Origin of the sequence: Pseudoduganella sp. S-14 (genome assembly GCF_049913285.1) — a bacterium.
In the GTDB taxonomy this organism is placed as follows: Bacteria; Pseudomonadota; Gammaproteobacteria; order Burkholderiales; family Burkholderiaceae_D; genus Rugamonas.
The window spans coordinates 3,145,342-3,169,984 of the sequence record NZ_CP183991.1; the positions used below are offsets into that span (position 1 = coordinate 3,145,342).

The following is a 24,643-nucleotide window of genomic DNA, read 5'->3' on the forward strand; positions in this document are numbered from 1 at the left end:
AGGACGACCAAGCATTGGAACGACAAATATGAACCAAGCATTCAAGCTGGCGGCAATGGCCGCCGCAGCTGCGCTGCTCTCCGGTTGCGCCACGTTCTCGAACGATGGCGGTTTCGGCGCAGTGGCACAAGCCACCAAGAGCCGTAGCGGCGCCGAGACGCGCCTGTTGCGCAACGACGATGACCGGCGCGCGCTGGACGAACAGCTCAGGAAATTGCTGGCCGAGCCGCTGAGCGCCGACGCGGCTGTCCAGATCGCACTATTGAATAACCGCGGCCTGCAGGCCCGTTACTGGGACCTCGGCATCGCCGAAGCGGAACTGGTGCAGGCGGGCCGCATGGCCAATCCTGGCTTCAGTTTCAAGCGCACGCATGGCGGCGGCGAAGTCGCTATCGAGCGCACCTTGAGCATGAACTTCATCCAGCTGCTGACGCTGCCGCTGGCCAGCCGCATCGAAGCCCAGCGTTTCGAGCAGGTCAAGCTGGCACTGGCCGGCGAGGCGGTCTCGATGGTCCATCAGGCCCGCCTGGCCTGGATCGAGGCGGTGGCGGCGCAGCAAGGCGTCGAGTATGCCCAGCAGATCAGCGACGCGGCCGAAGCCAGCGGCGAACTGGCGCGGCGCATGCAGGCGGCCGGCAACTGGAGCAAGTACGACGCGGCGCGCGAGGAGGCCTTCCACGCCGACGCCATGGCCGACGTGGCGCGCGCCCGCAAGGCCGCTAACGCCAGCCGCGAGAAGCTCACCCGCATCCTGGGCCTGTCCGGCGTGGAAGCCACCAGCTACCGCCTGCCGGATCGGCTGCCGGAGTTGCCGGCCAGTCCGCGCAAGGTGGACGATGCCGAAGCGGCCGCCATGCGCGATCGCCTCGATGTGCAGGCAGCCCGCCTGTCGTCGCAGCACACTGCCGATTCCCTGGGACTGACCAAAACCACGCGTTTCATCAACGTGCTGGAACTGAGCGGCATCAGTGAGCGGGACGGCGAACGCCGTTCGCGCGGCTACGAGATTTCGCTGGAGGTGCCGCTGTTCGACTGGGGTGGCGCCCGCGTGGCGCATGCCGAAGCGACCTATATGCAATCGGTGAACCTGCTCGCCGCGGCGGCCGTCAATGCCGGCAGCGAAGCGCGCGAAAGCCACCAGGACTACCAGGCGTCCTATGAGCTGGCCAAGCATTACCGTGATGTGGTGATCCCGCTGCGCCAGAAGATCTCCGAAGAGACGCTGCTGCGCTACAACGGCATGCTGCTGTCGGTGTTCGAGCTGCTGGCCGATGCCCGCGAACAGACTACCGCCGTCAATAACTACATCACCGCGCTCAAGGAGTACTGGATCGCGGACGCCAATCTGGATGCCGCGATTGGCGGTAAAGGAGTACAGCAATGAGCAATCGTAGAACTTTTCTCGCAAATGGCGCTGCCGCCCTGATCGGAGCAAGCCTGGTGAGCCGCGCCGGCGCCGCCGGCCTGCCGGAAGCCCCTGTGCAATCAAGTGCGTCGACCGCGCCGCCGCTGATGCCGCCCAACGGCCGCCCCTACAACCCTGTCGTCACCCTGAACGGCTGGAGCCTGCCATGGCGCATGAAGGATGGCGTCAAGGAGTTCCACCTGGTCGCCGAACCGGTAGTGCGTGAAATCGCTCCCGGCATGTATGCCAGGATGTGGGGCTACAACGGCCAGAGTCCGGGCCCGACCATCGAAGTGGTGGAGGGCGACCGCGTGCGCATTTTCGTCACCAACAAGCTGCCCGAGCACACCAGCGTGCACTGGCACGGCCAGTTGCTGCCAAGCGGGATGGATGGCGTGTCCGGCGTGAGCCAGCCCGCTATCCAGCCTGGCAAGACCTTCGTCTATGAATTTGTCGCCAAACACGCCGGTACTTTCATGTACCATCCCCATGCTGACGAGATGGTGCAGATGGCGATGGGCATGATGGGCTTCTGGGTGACCCACCCGAAAGACCCGCGCCAGCATGCGGTGGACCGCGATTTCGTGTTCCTGCTCAGCGCTTACGATATCGAACCGGGGAGCATGGTCCCCAAGGTCAACACGATGACGGACTTTAATATCTGGACATTCAATAGCCGCGTCTTCCCCGCGATCGACCCGCTGGTCGTGCGCCAGGGCGACCGCGTGCGCATTCGCGCCGGCAACCTGACCATGACCAACCACCCGATCCACATCCACGGCCACCGCTTTGAAGTCACCGGTACCGACGGCGGCTGGGTGCCGCCAACCGCGCGCTGGCCGGAAGTGACCACCGATGTCGCGGTGGGCCAGATGCGCGCCATTGAATTCATCGCCGACAATCCGGGCGACTGGGCCTTCCACTGCCACAAATCGCACCACACCATGAACGCCATGGGCCACAACGTGCCGACCCTGATCGGTGTCGACCACAAAGGCGTGGCCGAGAAGATCAACAAGCTGGTGCCGGGCTATATGGTGATGGGCGACAAGGGCGGTTCGATGGGCGGCATGGAGATGGAAATCCCCGAAAACACGCTGCCGATGATGACCGGCACCGGCCCGTATGGCGATATCGAAATGGGCGGCATGTTCACGCTGATGAAGGTGCGTGCGGACCAGAAGAAGGGCGATTTCAGCGATCCGGGCTGGTACAAGGCGCCGAAAGGCACCACGGCCTACGAGTGGACTGGCGAACTGCCGCCGGCCCACGCCGCGCCAAACGCAGCGCCGCCTGCGGGCGTCAAGCCGATGGAAGTGACCCGCGACAAGAAGGGACACGACCATCATTAAGCAACTGCGCTACCTGGGAAAATGGAGTCTGCTTTCCGGCATCGTCGCGCTGCTGGCGGGCAGTGCTTCCGCATTTTTCCTGCTGGCGCTGGACGTGGCCACGGCCTGGCGCGATGCCTATCGCTGGGTAGTGTGGCTGCTGCCACTGGCCGGCTTTGCCGTCGGCTGGATCTACCTGCACGTCGGCAGCCGCGTCGAGGCGGGCAATAACCTGCTGATCGACGAGATCCACGATCCGAAGAATGTGGTGCCGCTGCGGCTCGCGCCGCTGATCCTGTGCAGCACGGTGGTGTCGCACCTGTTCGGCGCCTCCGTCGGGCGCGAAGGCACGGCGGTGCAGATGGGCGGCGCGCTGGCCGACCAGCTTACCCACGTATTCCGCCTGCCGCGCGAAGATCGCAGCACCGTGCTGATGGCCGGGATCAGCGCCGGTTTCGCTTCGGTGTTCGGCACGCCGCTGGCCGGCGCCATCTTTGGCCTGGAGGTGCTGGTGATCGGGCGCATGCGTTTTACTGCGATCTATCCTTGCATGCTGGCAGCGCTGCTGGCCGACCAGGTCACGCGCTGGTGGGGCGTCGGGCATACGCATTACCCTGCGGGCACGCTGGGAGCACCGGACGGGCCGCTGTTGCTGGCGCTGGCCGGGATCGTTGCCGCGGGCGTCGTGTTTGGGCTGGTGGGACGGGCTTTTGCCGCTGCCACGCATGGCTTGTCGGCATGGTTCAAGGAGCGCTTTGCGTACGCGCCGCTGCGGCCCCTGGCCGGTGGCGCGGTGATCGCGCTGGCCGTGGGCGCTGGCGGTGCGTTCGGCATTGACTTCCACCGTTATCTCGGCCTCGGCATCGGGCCGATGGTGGAAGCATTCCGCGTTCCGCTCGACTGGTGGGACTGGCTGGGCAAGTTCGTGTTCACCGTCGGCTCGCTGGGTTCCGGCTTCAAAGGCGGCGAAGTGACGCCACTGTTTTACATCGGCGCCACGCTTGGCAATGCCCTCGCGCCGATCCTGCACCTGCCGTTCCCGCTGCTGGCGGCAATCGGCTTTGTCGCAGTGTTTGCCGGTGCCGCCAACACACCGCTGGCCTGCACGGTGATGGCGATGGAATTGTTCGGGCCTGAAATCGGGCCGCACGCCGCTCTGGCGTGCGCGGTTGCCTTCATGTTCTCCGGCCATTCCGGCATCTATCGCGCCCAGCGCCGGCCCTCAACCGAGTAAGCGCTGCGCCAGGTCTTGCGCGTCGAACGGCGCGTGCACTTTCACGTCGTTGTCGAAGTAGCAGTAGATGTCGCGGGAGGCGCGCTTGGGCGGGCCACTGGCGGCGATGAGTTTTGCATCCTCCGGCTGCCCTCCGCTTGCCCAGGCACGGATGCGGGCGGCCCAGCGGTCCAGGGACTCCGGTGTGTAGCCGCTGGCGTAAAGTTCCTTTTCGCCGTGCAGCCGAAGGTACATGAAGCTGCCTGTCACATCGTCGTAGTCGGGCCACTTGCCGGCGGTGTCGGCCACCACCAGTGCCACCTTGTACTTGCGCAGCAGCCGCACGAAGGCCGGATCGGCGAAGGATTCGTTGCGGATTTCCACGGCGTGCAGCAGCTTCCGTTTGGCGTCGGTTTCGGTGGCGGCGCGGCCGTTCATGCGCGGCTCGTGGCGGCGGGCGAGGGCGGATGCTTGTCCGGTGTCCTTCGGCAGCAGGCTCAAAAAGTGCTCGAACAAGTCTTCATTGAACTTGAAATTGGGCGGGAACTGCCACAGGAAAGGGCCAAGCTTTTCCCGCAGCAGCAGGACGCCGCTGGCAAAGACATTCGCCAGGGGTTTTTCCGGTTCGCGCAGGCGGCGGATGTGGGTGATGTAGCGGTTGCCCTTGTGGGCGAACACGAATCCGTCGGGAGTAGCTTCGTACCAGGCCTGGTAGCTTTCAGGCCGTTGCAGTGAGTAGAAGGAACCGTTGATCTCGATGGTGCGAACGGCGCGCGAGGCAAATTCCAGCTCACGCGCCTGGGTCAGGTCGGGCGGGTAGAACACGCCGCGCCAGGGGGTATAGCGCCAGCCGGAAATGCCAATCCGGATCACCGCGCCCGGCGCTTCAACGTGCCGAGCATGGCCAGGCCGGCCAGCAGCATGGCGTATGGCCCGGGCTCTGGGATGGGCAAGGGCGCACCGCTAACCGTGATGGCATCGAAGGCCAGTCCGGAGTCGAAGTCGCGGTCATCCCAGTTGGTCACGCCGAATTCAAGCCGGTACTTGCCTGCGTTGGCGATGGCGTACTGGCCGCGCACCCAGCCGGTGGCGCCGCAGCCTGCGTCGTAGCATTCGTCGGAATCGGGACCCAGTGGCGCCCACATCGTCTGGCCCGGCGCTACGGCGACCGGGAAAGGCGTCAGCGTCGCCTCGGACGGCGGCATGTCGAAGCCAGGGATGGCATTGCCGTCTTCGCTGGTGCGGGCAGTGAACAGCAGCGCCACCTGCCGGTCATCGGCATCAAGCAGGCGCGCCCACGCGTAGTCGGCGTAGCCGGCACCATCGGTCGTCACGTAATTGAAGCGAAAGTCGAGCGCGGCATTTGCGTCGGCCATGAACGAGACGGAGCGCAGGATCGAACCGTTGTTTGCGCCCGCCACGCCGCCAGCGCCGGGCAGGGCGACCGCACTTGTGGAGTTATAGGTGGAAATCCAGCCGTAGGCGCTGCCACCGCCTGGTGCCAGGCCCACTACGCCGTTTGCGCCAAGGGTGCCGCACTTCCCGGTGCAGCGCCATGGAGCAGGCATGCCATTGTCAAACGTGCCTGCCAAAGCAGGCGCAGCCAGTGCCGATGATGCCACGCAGGCGGCAGCCATCAGAAAGTTTCTTATCTTCATTTTGCAACCCCGTCGAAGAGAACGCCATCATTTTCCCCGCACAAGGCGCATCTGCCGAAAGCTTGCCGCTATCGTGCGGGCGAGCGTCATAGCTAGTTTCGCGAGGGAACGGTAATAATGATGGGCTGAGGTTCTATCTGAATGGTGCGGCCGGGCCCGGCCAGACGGTATCGGTCAACGGCCGGCCCTGGCAGCGCGACGGATCGGTGAGGGCGCCTGTCTGGACACCACGGCAGGCCCAGATCTCGCTGCCGTTTTCGCCGGTGTAGCGGTCCCAAGCCCACTCGCGGTCGGTATTCGGGGCGTACGTCGGCTCGGAATACCAGTCGTCGTTGTACAAGCCGATGGTGCCGCCCACGCCGATGCTGACATCGCTATGCTTGCTGGCAGCGACCGCCAGCGCGACCGCGCCGGCTGCTACGCCAACCGTCACCCAGGTCTCGCGTTCCTTGATGACTTCCTGGCAGGCTGCTTCGGCCACGCCGCGCCGGCCCAGCTCCATGCGCAAGGCATTGGCAAAGTTCATGTCGGGAGAGCCGGTCGTGAGCGTCTTGCACATTTCGAACGGGCTCGCAGCAGCCGGATTGGCATAAAATCTCTGCGCGCCAATGCCGGCGCAGCCAGTGATGAGCGCAGCCAGTGCTGCAACAGGAAGCAGGGTTTTCATGCCGTCAGTATAGCAACCTCGGTAGAGCCCAGGTCACTCCCGGTGCCAGCTGATGCGGCGCTCCGGGCGTTTTTGCAACGCTGGCATCCAGGTCCAGGCGGCCAGCAGCAGGCAACGTTTGTCAGGCAAGGCGCAAGCGGCGCGTGTGGAAATCAAACTCATAAATTTCTCCATAACGGCCCCATTCGATGGCGGTACGCATGATGCGGCGCGCCTCTTCAGGCTCATGGGATTCCAGTAGTGGCGACAACACTTGTTCTTCCGGCAGCGCACCGTCCGCCGAGGCGCGCAGCATACTGTAAATGTGCTGCGGCAGCGTGACGTGCGCCAGCAACTGGCGGCCAAAGATGGCCTGCCGGGCTGCATGGTCGGCTGCTTCATAACGGCGGCCAAGCGCTGTCATGGTGATGTCTCCGCCTTCCACGGAAGCCAGGCCAAGCTGGGACAGCGCTTCGCAGGCCGGGAATAGCGCCTCGTCCGGCAGTTCGCTTTCATCGGACAGGCGCGGCAAATCGGCGCGGCCTTCGAAGGGTTCGGATGCCAGCAGCGACAGCACCGCTTCGATGCGCTCGATATCGGCATCGGGCAGGCGGTAGTCGGGGCGAGCCCCGCGCGCCGGGCTGGCGGCTGGTGCGCGCATGGTCATCAGGCCATACACTTCGTCGATCAGCTGGCGCACGGCCGGGCTGTCCGGATTGCGCGGCCGCGGCAGGTCGATGCGAATTTCGGTACGGATGCGGCCTGGGTCGCTGGAGAGCATGATGATCCGGTCAGACATCATCACCGCTTCCTCGATATTGTGCGAAACGACCAGGATGCCGCGCGTCGGAATGCGGCCATGGTCCCATAGTTCGAGGATGTCGTTGCGCAGGGTCTCGCCGGTCAGCACGTCGAGGGCGGAGAAGGCCTCGTCCATCAGCAGCACGTCCGGGTTGGTGACCAGGGCGCGCGCGATGCCCACGCGCTGGCGCATGCCGCCCGACAGCTCGCGTGGCAGTGCGCCTTCGAAGCCGGAAAGGCCCATCAAGTCCAGCATCGCTTCGCTGCGTGCTGCGCGTTCGGCAGCCGGCACGCCTTGAGCCTCCAGGCCAAGTTCCACGTTCTGCTGCACGGTCAGCCAGGGGAACAGGGCGAAGGACTGGAACACCATGGCGATGCCCGGAACAGGTTGCGCCAACTGCGCGCCGCGATATTTGGCAGAGCCGGCATCGGCCTGCACCAGGCCAGCGATAATGCGCAGCAGGGTTGATTTGCCGGAGCCGGACTTGCCAAGCAGCGCGACGATTTCACCCGACGCCAGCGCGAAGTCGACACCATCGAGCACGGTGCGGCTGGCGCCATCGCCAGTGCGGAAGGATTTGCCGACGCCTTGCAGGTCGACCAGGATTTCTTTTTTCATGCCTGCTCCCGATACAAACGGCTCCAAACGAAGCGGTTGATTACCATTACAAATACACACATGACGCCGATGCCAAGCGCGATACGGGGGAAGTCGCCGGTATCGGTCATCTGCTTCACATAGCTGCCCAGGCCATGCGCCACCAGCGTGGTTTTGCCCCAGGTGACGTATTCGGCCACGATGCTGGCGTTCCACGAGCCTCCGGACGCGGTGACCGCACCGGTCACATAGCTGGGGAAGACGGCCGGCAGGTACACCCGGCGCCACTTCAGCCATCCTTTCAGTCCGAGGTTCGCAGCTGCCAGCCGCAAGTCGGTCGACAGCGTGGAGGCGCCGGCTACGACGTTGAACAGGATGTACCACTGGGTGCCGAACACCATCAGGGGACTGAGCCAGATGTCCGGATTGAGCCCCAGGTGCAGCACCGAGTACACCACCACCGGAAACAGCAGGTTGACCGGGAACGCAGCAAGGAACTGCGCCACAGCCTGGATCTTCTGTGCATAGCGTGTGCGCAGCCCGATCCACACGGCCACCGGCACCCAGAACAGGGAGGCCAGCGCGATCAGCACCGACACGCGCGCCAGCGTCGCCAGTCCCAGGCCGAACACGCCGGCCGCCTCGCGCCAGCCAACTTCGGTATGGATGAAGGCTGCCACGCGGTAGCTGGCCCACGCCGCAAGCACCAGCACCAGCGTATCGGCAGCGCGCGCCAGCAGTCGCCAGCGGCGCGCGGCCCTTCCTTCTGCGCCGGGATCGGCCGGACGGGCCGGGAACCAGCCCAGGGTAGAGCGCATCAGGCGCCAAGCCTTGTCGGTCAGGCGGCTGGCGATGCGGCTGCGGCGCACCCAGTCCAGCAGCCAGGAACGGCGGCCCACTTCACCGTCCAGTTCTTCAAAGCGGAACTTGTCCGCCCACACCAGCAAGGGACGGAAGAACAACTGGTCGTACATGATGATCCCGACGAACATGGCGCCGATGGCCCAGGCGATGGCGCGCCCGTTTTCCGCTTCGATCGCCACCGCGATATAGGCGCCGATGCCAGGCAGTTTGACGTCCTGGCCAGCGACGGAAATCGCCTCCGCAGCCACCAGGAAGAACCAGCCGCCGGACATGGACATCATCATGTTCCACAACAGGCCCGGCATGGCAAATGGCAGCTCCAGGCGCCAGAAGCGCTGCCAGGCCGACAGGCGGAACATGCGGCTGGCCTCATGCAGTTCGGCCGGCACGGCGCGCATCGACTGGTACAGGCTGAAGGCCATGTTCCAGGCCTGCGAAGTGAAGATCGCAAAAATGGCCGCGCACTCGACGCCAAGCTGGCTGCCGGGGAACAGGGCGATGAAGGGCGCAATGGCGATCGCCTGGAAGCCCAGCACCGGCACCGACTGCAGCACGTCCAGCAGCGGCACCAGCACCTTTTCAGCCAGGCGGTACTTCGCCGCCACCGACGCGAATACGAAGGCGAATACCAGCGAAAAGCCTAGCGCGGCGAACATGCGCAGGATGGTGCGCAACAGGTAATAGGGCAGCGCGACCGGCTCGAGGCTGACCGGCATCGGCTGGCCAAGCACGAACGGGCGCGCCATCTGCATGGCGCCATAGGCGACAGCAATCAACACCGCCAGTACGAGCGGCAGCAAGGCCCAGTCCCAGCGATTGGGGCGCGTGGTGAATGAAGCGAACATCAGGCTCTCCGCAATGGATGCGGGCCCGCTATCTTGCGCGCTTGAGTATCAGAGTTTGGATGGATGACCATCATCCGCGACGGCGGATGACGTGAGGCTGGAGCCCGGGACGTGATCGTGCCGTTATGCGGGGCCGGAATGAACCGGCTGACAACTATGACTCGAACAAGTGCCCATGAAAGGGGACTCCAAAAATTGATAACGGTGCGGAGTGTAGGCCGATGAGATACCCGGAGTCAACTTAGGGGATCACGTAATTTGGTGGTGCCCCGGGCCGGAATCGAACCGGCACGCCCTTGCAGGCAACGGATTTTAAGTCGTTCGACAAAGGCTGCATTAGGTCCGCATTGACCGTCAAATCAACCGGTTACACCGACTGTCTCCGGCATTAAGTCCGCATTGTCACGCTATGCTGTTGACACTTTGTTGACATGCCTAATTCAAGGCTGCGGATTGCGAATTGGATAGAGCTCGCTTAAAGCGTCTCCGACGGCCCTCCCGGGGGGCTCTCGCTTGCGAGGCGGCGGGTGCAGGGGATAAAAACTCCCCCTGCACCAGCCTGTAGCGTAATTGCGCTCCAAGCGCGTCAAGGGGCCGAGTCCTCGCTTCGCTGCGGGCCGCACCAACCCCTTGACCCGCTCTCCGCTCAATGTCGAGCAGTTCGCTGAGCAAAGCAAATACTATCGACAAGAAAGAGCCCGCTGGTGCGAGCTCTACCCATCAGTAAAGCGGACAGCTCGTTTGCGCCAACAAATTATCCGTCCAAACATTGTCAGCGCGAGTCCGGATGTAAGGAGGGTTGGCGTTTACAACGCCAACTTCGGCGCGCCTCCCATAAGGGTCCCGCACGAAGAACGTGTGACCCTTATTGATGTTCGCGATAACATCCGCCACGGTCAGCTTGGTCGCACCCCATGCCGCAGGATTTCCAACATGAGTGATATGTTCATGCCGTCCACCATTGTGGGAGAGATTGATACAGGTGATTTGATAGTCAGCCATTTTAAAGGTTCCTTAAAAGAACGGTTGCGTTAATTGCAAGAGAAATTGCCTCATTCCAATTGCGTATTACCACCCGTCTTGCTGTGCGATCATTGACAATGATCGCCAGCTGGATACACTTTGACTTCCAGATCGACGTATATCCAAACGGGTATGCTTCACGGGGGCGGTACTTAGGTACTGCCCCCACCTAAAGCGCCATCTCAGACCACTAGCTGTAGTGCTCTGCGAGGTCGCATCACTAATTCTAGTCACCTCCTTCCGTGGGTCAATGGGAATTTTTTGTGTTTATCACCACGAATTCTGATTGACTTTTGAGTTCAGGCCCAGCAGTAGGCTCCCCACCGTGAGTAGTCACTAATTTGTCGTCGCGGAAGGGTTAAGCTCTTTGGTTGTTTTCCCGACACAGGCGCAAAAAATATTTCCCACTGTTCATTTATACAGGCCTTTTGTACAGGTTGCTTAATGGACTCGCGCCAGCGCCCGGCGAAAGTCCCCCAGTGATGACTGTTAAAGCAAATTAGCCAAGAACTTCAGCTCGTTTTGGTACCTGGTGAGCGACTCATTCACCTGCAGTCGCTTGCCCTCGATCGTCACGAAGCGGCCGACATCTAAGGTCGCAAGCGGTGTCCGCGTACTTCCTGAAATTCGGCCAGCCGAATGGAAGTCATCCAACAGCACTATGCTGTCCAGCGGGTTAGACGAGGTAAAGAGGTGTTGCTTCGTTTTAATCTTATTGATGACCTGCTGGACAAAGGCTTGAGTCGACTGGTCAGGCGTGTTTGCTTGGGTGCGACTCCAGCCACAATGGGTCATAGCAATGACATGGATCTTTGGCACGGCCTGCTTCAACCCCGACTCACCAGCGTAACGAAGGAAGTCCATAGATTTGTCTTCGAGCATGCGAAGCGTAAGGTCGAACGCTTCGAGAGAGCTTTGGTCCACGCGAATAGGAACGACCAGCGCATCTGCAGCCATCCATGCCAAATGCGTAGCGCCGCCAAAGAACGGGCTAGTGTCGATCAGGGTCTTCGACGCGCCGACTGCATCTGCCTCGTTCTCAAGTACCGTACGCAACCCCATCAGAATCTTACCCATGGCTTGCGATCTCCTTGCGGGATCCATTACTGACAGCTGGTTCAAGCCACCATACAAACTAGATGCAAACAGGAACAGCGAATTGGACCCTTTGATTGCAAAGCTTTTCTTTCCGCCACGGAAAGAAGAGCAACTTTGCGAAATTCGCATTCCCAATTCGCCGGGCTCAACTACGTCCATACCAGCAGCGACATATGGCATCAGGGCGTCATAAATGTCTGGGCCTTCCGTTTGAAGATCCTCGCCCAACAGCAACTCAGACAAGTTGCGTTGCGGACAAACGTCTGCAACCAGAATCGAATCGTGGCGCGACATCTCGTACGCCAGGTTAAAGGCCAGAGTGGTCTTGCCGATGCCACCACGGAAAATCGATACGGCATAGCGTGAGTACTCATGCTCCGGCTTGGGGAAGCGGCCGCCGTCAAGCACGGCAGCATGGCGTTTCAGAATGTAATCCAAATTGCTCAAAATAATTCTCCAGTGATTATTTGATGAGCAATACTAGTCTACTGCAGGCGTGCAGGTCAAGCAGTATTTGCAGGTGTGCATATGCTGCAGGCTATGCAGGTTGTGTGTCGTGGCGCAGGTCATGCAGGCCTGCTGGTCGAGATGTTGCGTATTATTTTATTGCCAAGACTATCCTCGCGGATGCAACTAAGTTCCACCCACATCCCCTAGTTACCTTGATACCGGTGGACGCTCGCGGTATGCATACCTATTCGCGCATGCATCATGTAGCGCGTGGTGTTCAGGAAGGCCGTTGGACTTATGATATTCATACCGCAGTAGCTCATTAATATTGCGCCCTACGTGCTGAAACCGGCACCAGTCCGGTAGCCTATAGTCCAGCGCATCGACGAAGAGATCCCAGTCCGTCTGATAGTCGACGCAAACGAAAACGATATCATCAGGTGGCCGAACACTCTCCAACCAATGGATCACCTCTCTGCGAAACACATCGAACGAACATGCCGCCTCGGGATACGCCCCCAATAGGGGCAGAATGGCTTCTCGGACAAACGCACTGCAGGCGGAGTCTGGAAAGGGTAGCTCGGCATAAAACTCCTCCCCCGAATCTGCCGCTAAACCCAAACTGATAAGCTGCGGATCAAGGAAGTCAGTAAATTCAGTATCGAGGAACACTTTCAAAAAAACACCTCCTTAGAATGAAACGCATAACAGTGGCTGCCTGGCTAGTGCATGACTGAACCCACTAGGATCAACACCAAATCGGTGTTGGTGCTTGCACCGCTATGAATGGACCACGACTTTGGAAGAAGCGAAAAGCGTAATAGCTCGAACTTTATCAGGCCCGCATTGCCCGCAATAGCAGTTACGGCTTAAGCTGTACAGTCCCGTCAGACATCCAGACATATTTTTCGAAATCCTTGCTGCCAAACTCTCGTCCGACTGGCGGCATGTCGAGCCATGCCTGTTCTTCGGAGCTACGAACAAGCCGCGCGACAGGTATATCCATTGTTCGGCGTTTCAAGGTGTGTTGTCGCTTCTTCCTACGATTTTTCATAACGGGTCTCGGGCTGATTACACATGAAACTCTAGACCATCTGACAGTCAATGCCAGGCCAAAACTGAGTCAATACACATTAAGCTTGTGCCCAATCGATGATCGCATCCGGCTAGCGCATGACTGAGGCTGAAAGTATCAGCACCAAATCGGTATTAGCATTCGCACCGCTATGAACAGCCCATGACTTTGGAAGGAAAGAAAATCCATTGCTGTTGTTCGTGGACTTATTGCTGTTAAGGCCGCCAATCATCAGCAGCTCGCCATCATCAACGGTAACAGATGTCTGCACTTGCCGCTTACTGAGCGTAGGGGATGCGCTTACGCCAGTCGTCGTTGCCGAAAATGAAGAAATCTGCCCGTCGATATTCACGCTGATCCGACCACTACCCAGCACAATCGGAGTTACATTTAAGAGAACACCTGATTGCTGGTACTGCACCTGCTGAATGGAGGTTCCGTTACGATCCAGTATCGACGAGCCGATGGTGGGGACCGAATCGCCAAACGATAAATTGCCGCGCTCGTAAGAGTCGACAATTGCGGTAGGTGCGGCAACCTGCTTAAATCGGCCATCGCTCGCTAAAGCATCTATGACCGCCTGAAAGTTGGATGTCTTCAATGTGAATGCACCTGATGACGCATCTCCCAACTTGATGCCCAGGTGCGCACCTAACACATTAGCTACAACACTCACGCCGAGTCCTGCCGATTCGTTGCTGCTAACCTCTACGAACGTTGCCGAGATACGAACCCTTTGAAGTGGCTCGTCAACCTGCTCAGCCAGTCTCAGCATTTTAGCAATCTGTTTCTTGGATCCAGTGAGCACGACATAATCGGCAACGGCGACTACCAGTTTATTCGCGAAGGATGCATTCAGCACAGTTGCCAAATAATCCGGCTTCCTATTGCGTGGACGGTACACATCTCGCTCTGCATCCGAGTCATCGACTGCTCTGCCAGTTGCCAAACCCACGTCTCCAGGAACGGCACCTGCCAGGCTAGCGCCGTCAAGAGTAGCAACTCGACCAGGTGCGACTGGAACCGCGCCAGACAGTACGACAGGCGCACCACCAAAGCTACCGGCCCCAGTACTGCCACTCCCACCAGACAAACTAAGAAAATAAATGCCATCACGTAATTCACTCTTCACTCCCTGAGCAATCAAAACACGATCAATGAGTTGCGGCAGCTCGTTAGACTGGACACTGCGCACGGAAATTGAAATTGGCTTCTCCATGGCAAGCAGTTCGGGCGCGATCACATAGTCCCTCTTAAGCATCGCTTTGTAAGTGGACTGAACGAACTGCGCTAAAGGCACGGACGAGAAATTGATGGCAATGTCTTCGGCATTGCAAAGCAAAGGCAAGGCAAGTAGGAACGCTACGAATAACCTCTTCACTTCAATTTCTCCCTACAATCTTGAGGCTCCTGGACAATCTCGCCATTTCTCCTCAAACCAAAGCACTGTTGGCCGCTTCGGAAATAGCCAACCAGCGCGGCGCTAGGCGGAACACTTGCAACCATCTGCATTGAATCTCCGGACTTCGTTTGGGTAGAGTTCTCATGTGGATGCATTACCTTGCTATATGCCTTAGGAAAGAAGTACAGACAAAGTGCGGCTCCGAGCGGCAAAATGCCCAACCATAAAGGCATTTTGAATTTCTGTTTAGTGTGGATTTCAGCGGATTTGTACCACTTGAATGCATCTGAAGGAAAAGGCCAATACGACTTAACAGCGTTGTTCATCCCACTGAGGCTATCCGAGCAGGCATCCCATTCGTACACGACCGAGCGCTGCATGCCGAACACCCTGCGATAGTGTTTGTGGCGCCCCACAAGCGCGCGCACCGATGCGTCAATGAGCTTCGGCTGCTGCGTTGTAATCCACAAATCGAATCCGCGGTGCCGGTGCGTATTCAGCCAGGCGACATGAGCTGGAGGCGTGGACTGTGATGAGCGGGGAGGGAACACTCCTTGGCATTCGTCGATCAGCACCAAGGAACCGTCCGGCATTTCGTCCCAATCCGGCACCAAGCGCGGAGACCCGGACTTGTCGCCTTCGATCGGTCTAAGTGGCACTGGGGCATGAGGCAAAGCCAGATCTGGAATGCCGAGAGCAAACACAGGGCGCGCCTCTTCAGGATGTCCTTCCCAACGCTTAAACAGCCTAGATAGCTCCTGGACCATCGAAAGAGTCTTTCCTGCGCCCGGAACACCAGTATTCAATTCAATCATGACTTCAGAACGTAACGAGCAGCACCGGTCGCAGCCCACATGGCGACGCGGGCCATGTATGCCCCAAAGATCATCCCGAGAACCTGCGGAATCGCTGACAGGGTGCACAGCTGGAGAACAGCTAAGGGCATCGATGACCAGTTTTGCTGTGCCGTCGAAACCAATTGATTGACCAGCACAGTAACCCCTGTGTATGCAACTGCGGTAAAACCAAGCGCAGCAACAATGCGAACAACCAGCGGGCCAACGAGGGTCAAGAGCCAAGCAGCGATGTTCATGATTTCAACGACTCCGCAAAGATCAATGCTGCCGCCGCCGCACCACAAGCTAAGAAAATAGGTGCAAGCGTCGCCATCAAATCACAAAAGGGACCATATCCTATTGAATAAGACTTCCCAAACATGGTGAACGTTATCGGAGACGGGCAACCTGTGGGAGCAGCAAATACGGTAGGTACATAGGAAACCGGTACCGTCTGCTTTTCGATGGAGCTGCCAAAATTTGGGATAGACCAATCGAAGGTCGGCGCGCTAATTGGCGGAGTAGGATTCGCACCGGTTGGCGGGGCGACAGGTTCACTAGCTGAATTAGGCAGTGCCCATGGTGATGCTCCCGGCGAGGTGGATGGCGCAACCTGAGGGGACGTAATATCCCCGACAGTGGGCCAAGCATCAGGGCTCGCCTGCCGATACGATATTGCATCCTGTATCGTAATAGGGTCCGCAGCATCATATGGCACACCTTCATATCCAGGCGTGGAGGCTGCCTTCTGCATCGCCGCATCAGCAATCTTGGCAATCAATTCGGGGTTCACCGGCTTTGCGCGGTCAGCATCACTAAGAGATGCAACGGCCTGAGTTGGCGAGCCTGTCATAGAACCGCTGCCGTCTGGCACATAATTGGGATCGACAGAATTGTTGATGGTCCCGATGTTAAGCATCGACTGTGACGAATCCGCAGCCGGTTGATATTCTGGCTTCATGCGCAACAGGCAAGAGTAAGCTGACGACGAAACAACGATGTACAAACTATTCGGTTTCCCCCAATAGGCGTTGCACGCGCCCTCAGATCCTTTGTTGGAGTCAAGCGGAAATCCCTGACCAGCCGGGTAGCCACCGATCCAAATCCATTCCTGCCCAGGCAGCGGAACGTAAGTACCGCCAGACACCCCTTTGAGAGTTACGCTGCCGTCTGGGCCTTGAATCCATTTCAGCGTCGCATCGACCGCCAAATCAATACCGACGGCGAATAGCGCGCCTAATCCTGCAATCGCGGCCGCTGTAACCCATGCCGGCGCAGTAATCCCCGCCGCTGTTACTACAGCAGCTGCCGCTGCTGCACCTGCGATCCCTGATCCAGTATTCCTCAACGTCGCAGCCCAGCGAGGATCATTAGAGGCGAATCCTCGCCTTGTCATATTCTTTTCGATCAGAGCGGCAACCGCCCGTTGAACCTTGGTTGCCGGAAGTATCTGAGCCGAGGCGACGCCCGGAAGCATCATGATCACCATCAGCCAACACATAAAACGCTTCCTCATGCAGACTCCCCTCTACTCCATCGGAGTAGATCTAGAATTTTGTACCCGCCGTAACAAACAGCCCAAAGCCCAAGGCATGCCGCAAAAAGAACTTCTGCGGCTTCAACCCACGCGAACTGCTGGCAGTCTGGAAATGTGATCGCCTGCTGAACAGATGCCGACGTAGGTGTGGAACCGTCAACGGGCGATGAAGAAATATGAAGATTAAGTGCGCCGGTCAATGGATCGGCAGAAGCACAAGAAACGGTGCGGATCACCGCACCGTCCTGCACCAGTTGACTCACTGGCGCATAAGCTGCACAAGCCGCCGTACCTGCATCTACCAGCGTGACATAGCAAGCCGCGCCGACTTGATAGCTCATAGCATTAAGCGCCCGCTTTGCGCTTGATGAAGCCGTACACTTTCGTGACGCCAAAGATGGCAACGGACAGGCCTGTCAGCGCACCGATCACGGCCAGAATTGCGGTCTGCACATCCGCGATGCCAGACGTAACCGAGGAAGTGTCAACACCCGCTGCGGAAGCCGCTGCCGATGCTGAGATTGCGCTAACCAGTGCAAGGCCTTTAACGATATTGCGATTCATAGAGACTCCTAAAAAATGCCGGAAACCCGTCCGGCGCGGTACAAAAAATCATTGCAGTACAATCACGACGAAAAAACCTTCATGGCAGTTGAGTGCAGCCGTGTCGATTGCCTCCGCATAGCCATCAAACCGTCCCGCCTCGTGAGCCCAAGGAGTAAAACCCACATCACCCTCAACGGGCATAAGAAAGAGTGCTGACTCCTTATCTTGGACGATGAACTTCGCCTCGTATTTATGCGCTCGCATTCTTGCCACCAACGGCAGCTTGCTTCGCACCTTCGAGTGGTTTGAGGGAATGGATAACGGTCTTTTGAGTCTTCCCGTTCGTTACGATCTCCATCTCAGCGATTGCCATAAATGGCAAGGAGCTCGCCAGGTGTTTGTATTTCTGGTACTCATCTGCTTTACCGAGGCCATACTCGGCGCAAGCGGTGCCCATCGCTGTTTCCTTGCTCGTATCAAGCTCGGTCTCGACATAGACCTTAGTACTGTCGAATTCGGTGCCGTTGTCCATCTTGCCTTTGCTGTACTTCATACCCATAACCTTGACGGTCGAGCTAAATTTCATGATTACTCCTGTTAAATGGCCTACCTGAATCCGTTTTCCCCATTGAGGCCAAATGATGGGACGGTTTTGTAAAATTGCATGCGGGTTGGCACGAAAGGAGGATCGTTTGCATCGAACACCTCGCTTAGCCGTGTCTTGTGAATTGGTGGGGAACCTGACGCAGCAGAGTCAGTCAGCGATCTCAGACGCTTAGGCCAGTAGTCATCATCTGGACAGCACAAACGGTCCAATGCTTCTTTGTCACCGTACAGCTCGCGCCATACGCGGATATATTTCCCGCACTGAATAGTTAGCCATTTTTCAGCCGCATCATGGTTAATCACAGCCGCGCGGCGCTTTGCTTCGAAACGTAACCCGTCGTCGACTAAGCTGAACTTCTTGAAGTCCGCCATGCAGGGATAGGCCCCGACGAAAAATTCACTGGGGTTCAGAAGAACATCGGGGCGGATAATCGTGTTCGTGTTTTTGAATTCGATCTCGCAGCGGCACCAATTGCTCTCCTTGTCGCCTTCCATCCGGCCTTTCTCATAGAACCGGACATACTTAGACGAGCTACGCATCCCAATGGCCAGCGTGCGGCCCTTTCCGCTTGGCCGATCCCAATTGCCATGCTTTTGAATTTCTGGTGGGCGACCGCCAGCTTTGAAGGAGAATCGATTGGCCTTCCATTGATCAAAAGCCCAATCTACGGAAAGATATCCGCCGTCAAAGTCATCGTGTGCGATGTCAACCCGTGATATTTTCGGCGCGATCGCTACAGTGGTGAGGAATGCGTGCAGTCGAACCTCCCAACCAGGAAGTGCATGCAGACATCCATGGCCGCTAATGATGATGCCCATCTTCGACTTCTGCCCGCCGAAGCAAACAAAACCCATTCCGTCGCCGAGAATCCAGGACTCCTTGAAGAAGTTTTTCCCGGTCTTGCACTTTTCAGTTACGCCGAATCCGAAAATTTTCTCGAGCTGGCGACTTGCCTCGGTGACGAACTGTTCGTCCGAAATCAACTGCTCACGGGCAGTCCGGCACCATGTATCTTCCGATACAGAGAAATTGATCCAGTCGATTATGCAAAATTGGTTTTCGACAGGACGACGGACCATGACTGTTTTAACCTGGCCGCTGTCTGTCATCACCAACTGAACGTGACCAAAGTGCTCGTCGCTAATAGCACTCCAACTGGCGTCGCTCTCACCCGCTAGGTTTTCCGCCATATTATTAATGGCGGTCGCCAACGCGCCAGAATCATGCGAAAAGTGCGGCACTAACTCGTGTCGCGCGCCCTTCGTGCGCTCCTCAGTCTGCGCTAGCGCGCAGCCTTCGGCAGCGCGCGAAGGGCGTGCCAGGCGCGAGCGCGACGACGAGGCCGATGCTTGCGAATAAAGGTCGGAAGCCTCTTTGCGAGCTGTCATCAAGGCACGACGTACCGGCCTCATTTGGCCTCCGGCGCAGGACGATCCACACCGCTTGTCGGTGGGGTATTCAAAACCTCCATTGCTCGGGAAGCGACTTCGGCTCGATCTTCCGGCGGCAGAGTAAAGAAGTGGTCTCGAAAGACTGCAAGCAGCACCAAGCACGTTTGCACAGCTGGGGTGGTAGGCATGCTCATTTGTACTCCGCGTCCAAAGCGCGCTTCCGGACCAATTCAACATTAACAAAAACGCGCTTGCCGATTTTCACGGTCGGCCAGTAGCCGCGCTCCGATTGGGCGATGATCACTGATGGCGGCAGCCCAATTGCCTGAGCGAATGACTCACGGGTCATTAAAGGAATCGACAATTGCATTGATGCAAGCTGTTCAAATTTCGGGATGTCGCCCATAATTAATCCATAAATTTCTATATGCGGTAATATTTACCGTGTGAGCGAACAATAATACCTACTTTGATTGATGTCAAGCATGGAAAATTCTCCTGACGCACCTAAGCGGTGCAATTTGAGCGATCGCCTTCGTTCTGTGGTTCAGCTGACCGTCAGCCAGTCGAGGCGCTTTAAGGAACTGGAGGAACTATCGGGAATCCCAGCGACGCACTGGCGCAACTTCTTCAGCGGAAAGCAGCGACCTACAGTCGAGATGATCGAATTTGCTGCACGCCATTGGCCCGAACATGCTTTTTGGCTTGCGACGGGAATATCCGACGCCAAGCATGGTCATATCGATCCGCACGGTCCACCAGACACGGCGCATAGGATCGACGCTCTACATCTGGAACGCCGAGCGGCAGGACGCAAGTTCAAAGCTGAACTAGACAGGCTGGACTACATTACGCAACGATTGCAAGAAAATCCGCACTTCGATCAAGATGAGCAGCTGTTGCGACTTGAGGTGCTGATAGGGCAGCTACAGCGGTTGCGAGAAGAGGAGGAAAGGACGATGAACGAATTGGAAAAGAATGGCGATTAAAAAGAGTGAAGGCGGGTGGCTGGTCGATTCTCAGCCAGCTGGACGGGGCGGGAAGCGGTACAGGAAGACCTTTAAGACACAGGCGGAAGCCAAAGCCTGGGAAGCTTGGCTAAAGACTCAAGTTAACAAGCAAGCAGAGTGGGCCCCGGAGAAGCGAGACAGACGCAAGTTAAGTGATCTGGTGGACATGTGGTTCGAGCATCACGGCGTCGGGCTGCGATCAGGAAAAGATACGTATGCGCGGCTTAAGTCGCTTTGCGTTGCGATGGGAAATCCAATGGCCGAGGCGTTTAATGCGGCTATGTTTTCAGAGTACCGGGCCAAGCGCCTAGCAAGTGGAATTTCGGCAAACAACCTCAATCGTGAGCACGCCTATCTTCGCTCCGTCTTCAATGAGCTCGGGCGGCTTGGTCACTGGCTCAAAGACAATCCGCTGGCCAAGCTTCGACAATTCAAGATCGTTGAGCGCGAGCTTTCATATTTGTCGCTTAATCAGGTGAGTGAGCTGCTCACGACGCTAGGTTGCAGCCGAAATCCGCATGTGATGCTGATCAGCAAAATCTGCCTGGCAACCGGTGCGCGTTGGAGTGAAGTCGAGGACCTTCGCATTTCCCAGGTGCGAGAGGAGATGATTCAATACGCACGAACGAAATCAGGAAAAGTGAGAGCTGTACCTATCAGCTCCGAATTGGAGGAACAAATTCGTGTGCACTTTGATAAGCACGGCGACATGGAAAGAGTCTTTGGTACGGCGTTCACCGCTTTCCGCGAAGGCATTGAACGGACGACCATTGCATTGCCGGACGGCCAGCTAACCCATGCACTGAGGCACACGTTCGCCAGCCACTTCATGATGAACGGCGGGAACATTCTCACACTGCAGCGGATTCTCGGGCACGCAAACTTGACGATGACAATGCGTTACGCGCACCTCGCGCCCGAACACTTGCAAGAAGCAAAAGCACTCAACCCAATCGCGCTGTTGACAGTTGGTTGACACCCCAGATGTGGCAAGGGCTTAGACTATCGCCTAAGCCCTTGATTGTATTGGTGCCCCGAGCCGGAATCGAACCGGCACGCCCTTGCAGGCAACGGATTTTAAGTCCGGTGTGTCTACCAATTTCACCACCGGGGCACTTTGAAGCCCGCTATTATGACATGACTGTTCGTTAACATCCAATAGTGGCTAATCTGGCAACGCTTGAAATCGTCGCGGAATGTTGTAGCATGCTGGTCGCAGAATCCCCTGGAAAGACCCCATGCAAATCAAGATTAACGACGTCCTGAGGGACTATATCGAGCCGTTGACCGAGGCTGAGCGTACTGCGCTGGAGCGCAGCCTGCTGGCTGAAGGCTGCCGCGATGCGCTGGTGCTGTGGAACGATGTGTTGGTCGATGGCCATAACCGCTATTCGATCTGCCAGCAGCACGGCATTCCTTTCAAAGTGACCCAGAACACGAGCTTCAAGGATATGGAAGACGTGATGCTGTGGATGATCGACAACCACCTGGGCCGGCGCAGCGTGTCGGACTTCCAGCGTGGCGTGCTGGCCCTGCGCCAGCAGGAGATCCTGGCCAAGCGCGAGCAGGTGGTGAAAGAGCAGGCCAAGGCGGAAGATGCCGCCATTGCGCCGCCGGACCCGGAAGCCGAAGAAGCGGCGCCGCCGCCAAAGCCGAAAGCCAAGCGCGAGGACATCGCCCGCGCCGCGCGCCTGAGCGCCAATACCCTTGGCCAGATCGAAAAGATCACCCGCAGCGCGACGCCGGAGCTGGTGGAAGCCGTGCGCTCCGGCACGATCTCGATCAATGCCGCCGCCACCGTGGCTTCGCTGCCGGAAGAAGACCAGAAGTCGGCCGTCGCCGGCGGCCGCAAGTTCCTGCAGCAGGCAGCGCGCGAGATCCGCGAACAGCGCGCCGCCAACCGCCCGCCGAAACCTCCGAAAGAGGATGCTGGCGAGCCGCATTACGAAGCGTCTGAACGTCCGGCCCCGCTGACCGAGGTGGAGGTGCTGCGCCTCGAGATCTCGCAATTGAAGGAAAAGAATGCCGCGCTGCGCGCCGAAAACGCCGAACTGCGCGAACGCATTGCACAACTGGTGGAGCAATAAAGCATGCTGAAGCCGAATGCCGCGCTCGTCGCGTTCTGCGCCATTCCTGCGATTGCCGCCCCCGCCGCTTCACAGGCGGTTGGAGCCTTGAGTCCTGCGGAAGTACTGCGCCTGCAAGCGATTGCCAAGCGCGTCACCATCCTGCGCGACAAATGGGGCATTCCGCATATTTACGGCAAGAGCGACGCGGAAGCGGTATTCGGCATGATGTACGCGCAGTCGGAAGATGATTTCAAGCGTATCGAGCTGAATTTCATCAACGCGATGGGCCGGCTGGCGGAGGTGGAGGGCGAAAAGGCGCTGTACCAGGACTTGCGCATGAAGCTGTTCATCACGCCCGAGCAGTTGAAGGCCCAGTTCAAGGCCAGCCCGGACTGGCTGAAGAAGCTGATGGTGGCTTGGGCCGATGGGCTGAACTACTACCTGCACACCCACCCGCAGGTTCAGGCGCGCTTGCTGAACCGCTTCGAGCCCTGGATGGCGCTCAGCTTCAGCGAAGGCAGTATCGGCGGCGACATCGAAACCGTCAATGTCGAGCTGTTGAAGGCGTTTTACAGCAAGCGCCCGGCGCCGTCCATGGCTGCCATTGGCAGCGACCTGGATAACGAGCCGCGCGGCTCGAACGGCTTCGCGATCGCGCCGGCCCTGAGCAAGTCGGGCCACGCGCTGTTGATGATCAATCCGCACACCTCGTTCTACTTCCGGCCGGAGATCCACGTGAACAGCCAGGAGGGCCTGAACGCCTATGGCGCGGTAACCTGGGGTCAGTTCTTTGTCTACCAGGGCTTTAACGAACGCATCGGCTGGATGCATACTTCCGGCGGCGGCGACGTGATCGACGAATACCTGGAGACCGTGGTGGAGAAGGGCGGTAAATTCTTCTACCAGTATGGCAAGGAGTTGCGACCCTTCCGCACCGTGCAGGTGCAACTGCCATACAAGGCGGAGGATGGCAGCCGGGCGGAGAAGACGGTAACTGCCTATTTCACGCATCGCGGCCCTGTGGTGCGCGAACAGGATGGCAAGTGGGTCTCGGTGGCGATGATGAACGAACCGCTGAAGGCGCTGACACAGTCTTTCATTCGCACCAAGGCCCGCAACTATCCGGCTTTCTACAGGTCGATGGAGCTTCGCACCAACTCATCCAACAACACCGTGTATGCGGATGCGGACGGCAATATCGCCTATTTCCACGGCAATTTCATACCCGTGCGCGATCCGCGCTTCGACTACAGCAAGCCGGTCAACGGCGCCGAGCCGGCGACCGACTGGAAAGGCCTGCACCAGGTGCGCGAGACCATCCAGCTGTTCAACCCGAAAAATGGCTGGATTCAGAACACCAACAACTGGCCGTTCTCTGCCGCCGGCGCCTATAGTCCGCGCCCTGAGGACTATCCGGCCTACATGTCGGTCAACCCCGAGAACGCGCGCGGCATTCACGCCGTTCGCGTCCTGCAAGGGAAGAAAGACTTCACCATCGACAGCCTGATCGCCGCCGCTTACGACAGCCAGTTGCCCGCCTTCGAACCGCTGCTGCCGCTGCTGGTGCGCGCCTATGACGAGGCGCCGGCCAGCGACCTGTCCAAGGCCGCCGTGATGGAACAGGTCACGCTGCTGCGCGACTGGGACATGCGCTATTCGCTGACATCGGTGCCGACTTCGGTCGCCATCTACTGGCTGCAGGACCAGGTGAAGCAATACGGCGCCGCGGCGAAAGCCAGGGGCATGCCGGTCCTCGATTACCTGGCGACCCAGCTGACGTCGAAACAGCGGCTGGAAGCGCTGGTGCGTGCTTCGAACAAGCTGGCCGCAGACTTTGGCAGCTGGAAAACACCATGGGGCGAGATCAACCGCTTCCAGCGCCTGACCGGCGATATCGTGCAGCCGTTTGACGATAACAAGCCAAGCATTCCAGTACCTTACGCGTCCGGCAATTTCGGCGCGCTGGCTGCTTACGGCATGACGTCGCAGCAGCGCACCAGGCGCATTTATGGCGAACGCGGCAATAGCTTCGTGGCGGCTGTTGAATTCGGGCCGAAGGTGCGGGCCAAGAGCATCCTGGCCGGCGGTGAAAGCGGCGATCCTGCGTCGCCGCACTTCAACGACCAGGCCGAGATGTATGCGCGCGGCGAGTTCAAGGACGTGCTGTTCTACAAGGAAGACATCGAAAAGAACCTGGAACGCAAGTACCATCCGGGCGAATAGGGTTCACGTTTGAGC

At 58.6% G+C, this 24,643-nt stretch carries 25 protein-coding genes and 1 tRNA gene; 8 read left to right on the forward strand and 18 right to left on the reverse strand.

Translation table 11 applies throughout. The features are described 5' to 3' along the window. Positions 1-28 precede the first annotated feature (28 nt). Genes ACN9MZ_RS14495 through ACN9MZ_RS14505 form a run of 3 tightly spaced genes read left to right on the forward strand, consistent with a single transcriptional unit; the run spans position 29 to position 3,970 of the window. On the forward strand, positions 29-1,384 hold the full coding sequence (locus tag ACN9MZ_RS14495; RefSeq protein WP_426342789.1) for a TolC family protein: 1,356 nt from the start codon (positions 29-31) through the stop codon (positions 1,382-1,384). Then, positions 1,381-2,757: a multicopper oxidase family protein gene (locus tag ACN9MZ_RS14500; RefSeq protein WP_426342790.1), complete on the forward strand. Its 1,377-nt coding sequence runs from the start codon at positions 1,381-1,383 to the stop codon at positions 2,755-2,757. Before ACN9MZ_RS14495 ends, ACN9MZ_RS14500 begins: the two co-directional genes overlap by 4 nt. Beyond that, positions 2,750-3,970 (forward strand): voltage-gated chloride channel family protein, encoded by a 1,221-nt coding sequence (locus ACN9MZ_RS14505; protein WP_426342904.1) that lies wholly within the window; start codon positions 2,750-2,752, stop codon positions 3,968-3,970. The genes ACN9MZ_RS14500 and ACN9MZ_RS14505 overlap by 8 nt, the downstream gene beginning before the upstream one ends. Here ACN9MZ_RS14505 and ACN9MZ_RS14510 read toward each other — a convergent pair. The 5 genes from ACN9MZ_RS14510 to ACN9MZ_RS14530 form a co-directional block, all read right to left on the reverse strand. Continuing rightward, positions 3,959-4,822, reverse strand: a complete 864-nt coding sequence (locus tag ACN9MZ_RS14510) for a DUF72 domain-containing protein (protein WP_426342791.1) — start codon at positions 4,820-4,822, stop codon at positions 3,959-3,961. The two genes, ACN9MZ_RS14505 and ACN9MZ_RS14510, sit on opposite strands and share 12 nt — an antisense overlap. Beyond that, positions 4,819-5,607, reverse strand: a complete 789-nt coding sequence (locus ACN9MZ_RS14515; protein ID WP_426342792.1) for an NF038132 family protein — start codon at positions 5,605-5,607, stop codon at positions 4,819-4,821. The genes ACN9MZ_RS14510 and ACN9MZ_RS14515 overlap by 4 nt, the downstream gene beginning before the upstream one ends. Before the next feature lie 133 nt (positions 5,608-5,740). Continuing rightward, positions 5,741-6,274, reverse strand: a complete 534-nt coding sequence (locus ACN9MZ_RS14520) for a hypothetical protein (protein WP_426342793.1) — start codon at positions 6,272-6,274, stop codon at positions 5,741-5,743. Between the two features lie 121 nt (positions 6,275-6,395). After that, on the reverse strand, positions 6,396-7,673 hold the full coding sequence (locus ACN9MZ_RS14525; RefSeq protein WP_426342794.1) for a nitrate/sulfonate/bicarbonate ABC transporter ATP-binding protein: 1,278 nt from the start codon (positions 7,671-7,673) through the stop codon (positions 6,396-6,398). Then, a complete protein-coding gene (locus ACN9MZ_RS14530; RefSeq protein ID WP_426342795.1) occupies positions 7,670-9,361 on the reverse strand; it encodes an ABC transporter permease in 1,692 nt (563 codons plus the stop codon). The genes ACN9MZ_RS14525 and ACN9MZ_RS14530 overlap by 4 nt, the downstream gene beginning before the upstream one ends. 570 nt (positions 9,362-9,931) lie before the next feature. Here ACN9MZ_RS14530 and ACN9MZ_RS14535 point away from each other — a divergent pair. Beyond that, on the forward strand, positions 9,932-10,396 hold the full coding sequence (locus ACN9MZ_RS14535; protein ID WP_426342796.1) for a hypothetical protein: 465 nt from the start codon (positions 9,932-9,934) through the stop codon (positions 10,394-10,396). A 477-nt stretch (positions 10,397-10,873) separates the two neighbouring features. Here the strand turns inward: ACN9MZ_RS14535 and ACN9MZ_RS14540 are convergent, their stop codons facing one another. From ACN9MZ_RS14540 to ACN9MZ_RS14595, 12 genes are all read right to left on the reverse strand, one after another. Then, positions 10,874-11,929: a ParA family protein gene (locus ACN9MZ_RS14540; protein WP_426342797.1), complete on the reverse strand. Its 1,056-nt coding sequence runs from the start codon at positions 11,927-11,929 to the stop codon at positions 10,874-10,876. A gap of 210 nt (positions 11,930-12,139) precedes the next feature. Next, a complete protein-coding gene (locus ACN9MZ_RS14545) occupies positions 12,140-12,604 on the reverse strand; it encodes a hypothetical protein (protein ID WP_426342905.1) in 465 nt (154 codons plus the stop codon). 494 nt (positions 12,605-13,098) lie between these two features. Further along, positions 13,099-14,388 carry a type II secretion system protein GspD gene (locus tag ACN9MZ_RS14550; protein WP_426342798.1) on the reverse strand — a complete coding sequence of 430 codons (1,290 nt, stop codon included), beginning with the start codon at positions 14,386-14,388 and terminating at the stop codon, positions 13,099-13,101. Next, a complete protein-coding gene (locus tag ACN9MZ_RS14555; RefSeq protein ID WP_426342799.1) occupies positions 14,385-15,224 on the reverse strand; it encodes a zonular occludens toxin domain-containing protein in 840 nt (279 codons plus the stop codon). The genes ACN9MZ_RS14550 and ACN9MZ_RS14555 overlap by 4 nt, the downstream gene beginning before the upstream one ends. Further along, positions 15,221-15,502, reverse strand: a complete 282-nt coding sequence (locus tag ACN9MZ_RS14560; protein WP_426342800.1) for a DUF2523 domain-containing protein — start codon at positions 15,500-15,502, stop codon at positions 15,221-15,223. The genes ACN9MZ_RS14555 and ACN9MZ_RS14560 overlap by 4 nt, the downstream gene beginning before the upstream one ends. Next, on the reverse strand, positions 15,499-16,761 hold the full coding sequence (locus ACN9MZ_RS14565; RefSeq protein WP_426342801.1) for a virulence factor TspB C-terminal domain-related protein: 1,263 nt from the start codon (positions 16,759-16,761) through the stop codon (positions 15,499-15,501). The genes ACN9MZ_RS14560 and ACN9MZ_RS14565 overlap by 4 nt, the downstream gene beginning before the upstream one ends. After that, the gene (locus ACN9MZ_RS14570; protein WP_426342802.1) at positions 16,758-17,123 is read right to left on the reverse strand and encodes a hypothetical protein; all 366 of its coding nucleotides are present in this window, start codon (positions 17,121-17,123) and stop codon (positions 16,758-16,760) included. Before ACN9MZ_RS14570 ends, ACN9MZ_RS14565 begins: the two co-directional genes overlap by 4 nt. A gap of 4 nt (positions 17,124-17,127) precedes the next feature. Then, positions 17,128-17,346 (reverse strand): major capsid protein, encoded by a 219-nt coding sequence (locus ACN9MZ_RS14575; protein WP_426342803.1) that lies wholly within the window; start codon positions 17,344-17,346, stop codon positions 17,128-17,130. Positions 17,347-17,394: 48 nt separating this feature from the next. Continuing rightward, complete coding sequence (locus ACN9MZ_RS14580) at positions 17,395-17,592, reverse strand: hypothetical protein (RefSeq protein ID WP_426342804.1); 198 nt, start codon at positions 17,590-17,592, stop codon at positions 17,395-17,397. Next, complete coding sequence (locus ACN9MZ_RS14585) at positions 17,579-17,914, reverse strand: hypothetical protein (protein WP_426342805.1); 336 nt, start codon at positions 17,912-17,914, stop codon at positions 17,579-17,581. The genes ACN9MZ_RS14580 and ACN9MZ_RS14585 overlap by 14 nt, the downstream gene beginning before the upstream one ends. A 20-nt stretch (positions 17,915-17,934) precedes the next feature. Continuing rightward, positions 17,935-19,347 carry a replication initiation factor domain-containing protein gene (locus tag ACN9MZ_RS14590; RefSeq protein WP_426342806.1) on the reverse strand — a complete coding sequence of 471 codons (1,413 nt, stop codon included), beginning with the start codon at positions 19,345-19,347 and terminating at the stop codon, positions 17,935-17,937. A 169-nt stretch (positions 19,348-19,516) separates the two neighbouring features. Next, on the reverse strand, positions 19,517-19,732 hold the full coding sequence (locus ACN9MZ_RS14595) for a hypothetical protein (RefSeq protein WP_426342807.1): 216 nt from the start codon (positions 19,730-19,732) through the stop codon (positions 19,517-19,519). A gap of 79 nt (positions 19,733-19,811) precedes the next feature. Here ACN9MZ_RS14595 and ACN9MZ_RS14600 point away from each other — a divergent pair, with 79 nt between their 5' ends. Both ACN9MZ_RS14600 and ACN9MZ_RS14605 read left to right on the forward strand, forming a co-directional pair. Continuing rightward, a complete protein-coding gene (locus ACN9MZ_RS14600; protein WP_426342808.1) occupies positions 19,812-20,315 on the forward strand; it encodes a hypothetical protein in 504 nt (167 codons plus the stop codon). Beyond that, positions 20,305-21,312, forward strand: a complete 1,008-nt coding sequence (locus ACN9MZ_RS14605; RefSeq protein WP_426342809.1) for a phage integrase — start codon at positions 20,305-20,307, stop codon at positions 21,310-21,312. Before ACN9MZ_RS14600 ends, ACN9MZ_RS14605 begins: the two co-directional genes overlap by 11 nt. A gap of 51 nt (positions 21,313-21,363) precedes the next feature. Here ACN9MZ_RS14605 and ACN9MZ_RS14610 read toward each other — a convergent pair. Further along, positions 21,364-21,450, reverse strand: a tRNA-Leu gene (locus tag ACN9MZ_RS14610). A gap of 124 nt (positions 21,451-21,574) precedes the next feature. Between ACN9MZ_RS14610 and ACN9MZ_RS14615 the strand changes: the two genes are divergently transcribed. Then, on the forward strand, positions 21,575-22,423 hold the full coding sequence (locus tag ACN9MZ_RS14615) for a hypothetical protein (RefSeq protein ID WP_426342810.1): 849 nt from the start codon (positions 21,575-21,577) through the stop codon (positions 22,421-22,423). Positions 22,424-22,426: 3 nt separating this feature from the next. Next, the gene (locus ACN9MZ_RS14620; protein ID WP_426342811.1) at positions 22,427-24,628 is read left to right on the forward strand and encodes a penicillin acylase family protein; all 2,202 of its coding nucleotides are present in this window, start codon (positions 22,427-22,429) and stop codon (positions 24,626-24,628) included. Positions 24,629-24,643 lie beyond the last annotated feature (15 nt).

Bases quoted from the DNA above. Each gene is read 5' to 3' on its own strand.
- ACN9MZ_RS14500 (WP_426342790.1), top strand. From the start codon at position 1,381: ATGAGCAATCGTAGAACTTTTCTCGCAAATGGCGCTGCCGCCCTGATC.
- ACN9MZ_RS14520 (WP_426342793.1), bottom strand. From the start codon at position 6,274: ATGAAAACCCTGCTTCCTGTTGCAGCACTGGCTGCGCTCATCACTGGC.
- ACN9MZ_RS14585 (WP_426342805.1), bottom strand. From the start codon at position 17,914: ATGAAATTTAGCTCGACCGTCAAGGTTATGGGTATGAAGTACAGCAAA.
- ACN9MZ_RS14495 (WP_426342789.1), top strand. From the start codon at position 29: ATGAACCAAGCATTCAAGCTGGCGGCAATGGCCGCCGCAGCTGCGCTG.
- ACN9MZ_RS14515 (WP_426342792.1), bottom strand. From the start codon at position 5,607: ATGAAGATAAGAAACTTTCTGATGGCTGCCGCCTGCGTGGCATCATCG.
- ACN9MZ_RS14530 (WP_426342795.1), bottom strand. From the start codon at position 9,361: ATGTTCGCTTCATTCACCACGCGCCCCAATCGCTGGGACTGGGCCTTG.
- ACN9MZ_RS14570 (WP_426342802.1), bottom strand. From the start codon at position 17,123: ATGAGCTATCAAGTCGGCGCGGCTTGCTATGTCACGCTGGTAGATGCA.
- ACN9MZ_RS14590 (WP_426342806.1), bottom strand. From the start codon at position 19,347: ATGAGGCCGGTACGTCGTGCCTTGATGACAGCTCGCAAAGAGGCTTCC.
- ACN9MZ_RS14595 (WP_426342807.1), bottom strand. From the start codon at position 19,732: ATGGGCGACATCCCGAAATTTGAACAGCTTGCATCAATGCAATTGTCG.
- ACN9MZ_RS14525 (WP_426342794.1), bottom strand. From the start codon at position 7,673: ATGAAAAAAGAAATCCTGGTCGACCTGCAAGGCGTCGGCAAATCCTTC.
- ACN9MZ_RS14600 (WP_426342808.1), top strand. From the start codon at position 19,812: ATGGAAAATTCTCCTGACGCACCTAAGCGGTGCAATTTGAGCGATCGC.
- ACN9MZ_RS14565 (WP_426342801.1), bottom strand. From the start codon at position 16,761: ATGAGGAAGCGTTTTATGTGTTGGCTGATGGTGATCATGATGCTTCCG.
- ACN9MZ_RS14620 (WP_426342811.1), top strand. From the start codon at position 22,427: ATGCTGAAGCCGAATGCCGCGCTCGTCGCGTTCTGCGCCATTCCTGCG.
- ACN9MZ_RS14575 (WP_426342803.1), bottom strand. From the start codon at position 17,346: ATGAATCGCAATATCGTTAAAGGCCTTGCACTGGTTAGCGCAATCTCA.
- ACN9MZ_RS14615 (WP_426342810.1), top strand. From the start codon at position 21,575: ATGCAAATCAAGATTAACGACGTCCTGAGGGACTATATCGAGCCGTTG.
- ACN9MZ_RS14605 (WP_426342809.1), top strand. From the start codon at position 20,305: ATGGCGATTAAAAAGAGTGAAGGCGGGTGGCTGGTCGATTCTCAGCCA.
- ACN9MZ_RS14580 (WP_426342804.1), bottom strand. From the start codon at position 17,592: ATGCGAGCGCATAAATACGAGGCGAAGTTCATCGTCCAAGATAAGGAG.
- ACN9MZ_RS14560 (WP_426342800.1), bottom strand. From the start codon at position 15,502: ATGAACATCGCTGCTTGGCTCTTGACCCTCGTTGGCCCGCTGGTTGTT.
- ACN9MZ_RS14555 (WP_426342799.1), bottom strand. From the start codon at position 15,224: ATGATTGAATTGAATACTGGTGTTCCGGGCGCAGGAAAGACTCTTTCG.